Source organism: Hyphomonas sp., assembly GCF_040882205.1.
In the GTDB taxonomy this organism is placed as follows: domain Bacteria; phylum Pseudomonadota; class Alphaproteobacteria; order Caulobacterales; family Hyphomonadaceae; genus Hyphomonas.
The window spans coordinates 1-1255 of record NZ_JBBEBT010000060.1 but is presented as its reverse complement, the minus strand read 5'-3'; the positions used below and the strand labels follow the sequence as shown (position 1 = coordinate 1255).

Below are 1255 nucleotides of genomic sequence, written 5' to 3'. Positions count from 1 at the left end.
GACGGGCCGGCCGCACGATCCAGCCTCAAACCCCTCAACCCTGCCCCTTCCTTCGGGAAAGGGGTTCTGAAAGAGCCGATAAGGTGTGAAAGAGCTAAAGATGCGCATTCTGCTGACCAACGATGACGGCATCAACGCCCCCGGCCTGGCGGTGCTTGAAGAGATTGCCAGGCAGCTCTCAGATGACATCTGGATTGCGGCGCCGGAAGAGGAACAGTCCGGCAAGGGCCGCGCGATTTCGCTGACGCAGCCGGTCCGTGTGCGGAAGGTCGGGGCCAAGGCCTGGGCGATTGCGGGGACGCCGTCAGACGCTGTGCTGCTCGCTTACAAGGACCTGATGCCGGAGCCGCCCGACCTCGTGCTTTCGGGCGTCAACCGGGGTCAGAACATCGCCGAGGACACAAGCTTTTCCGGAACCGTCGCCGCCGCCATGTTCGGTATGCAGATGGGCGTGCCGTCCATCGCGCTTAGCCAGGCGCAGAACTTCCGCGACCGGGGCTCGCTGCCCTGGGAAACCGCCAAGGCCTGGGGCGCGCGCACTCTGAAGCCTCTGCTCGAGATGGGCTGGCCGAAGGATGTGGTGATCAACGTCAATTTCCCGGATGTCGAACCGGAGGATGTGCGCGGCATCCAGGTGACGCGGCAGGGATTTCGCGACGAAACGATCATCCATACCGACCGGCGCGAAGACCTGCGCGGCAATGACTATTACTGGATCGGTTACCGGGGAAAGCTCTCCCGGCCGGACGAGGGCACTGACCTGCGCGCGATCTACGAGGGCTATGTCTCCGTCTCGCCGCTGCATGTGGACTTGACGCACGAGGCCTTCCTCCAGACGCTGCAGACGTCATGGCCGGTTTGATTGCTGACCCGTTCCGCGCGGCGCGCCTGTTGCTCCACCTCCGCCAGGAAGGCGTGAGCGATGCGCGCGTGCTGACGGCGATGGAAACGATTGACCGGGCCGCCTTTGTGGATGATCCGGCACTGGCCCCGCTCGCCTTCGAGGATGCGATGCTGCCGATCCCGTGCGGGCAGGTGATCCTGCGCCCCGCGATGACCGGGCAGCTCCTGCAGGCCCTCGCGCTGCCGGAGGATGGCTCGGCCAAGGTGCTGCTGGTGGGGCTCGGCGCCGGCTACATGACTGCGCTCGCGGCGAGCCTGTCGCGGCATGTCTACGCAGTCGACCGCTATGCCCGCCTCGTGCGTGAATGGCAGGCACGGCTGCAGAGACTGGGCATTGCGAATGTCACGGTCC

The 1255-nt window shown here is 65.3% G+C and carries 1 protein-coding gene and 1 pseudogene; both read left to right on the top strand.

The window, feature by feature from the left end; genetic code table 11:
* Positions 1 to 100: 100 nt before the first annotated feature.
* Positions 101 to 862 (top strand): 5'/3'-nucleotidase SurE, encoded by a 762-nt coding sequence (surE, locus tag WEA77_RS02690; protein WP_368066320.1) that lies wholly within the window; start codon positions 101 to 103, stop codon positions 860 to 862.
* Positions 850 to 1255: pseudogene (locus WEA77_RS02685) on the top strand (protein-L-isoaspartate O-methyltransferase); the annotation flags it as partial. The gene surE and the pseudogene WEA77_RS02685, both read left to right, overlap by 13 nt.

Bases quoted from the DNA above. Each gene is read 5' to 3' on its own strand.
- surE (WP_368066320.1), top strand. From the start codon at position 101: ATGCGCATTCTGCTGACCAACGATGACGGCATCAACGCCCCCGGCCTG.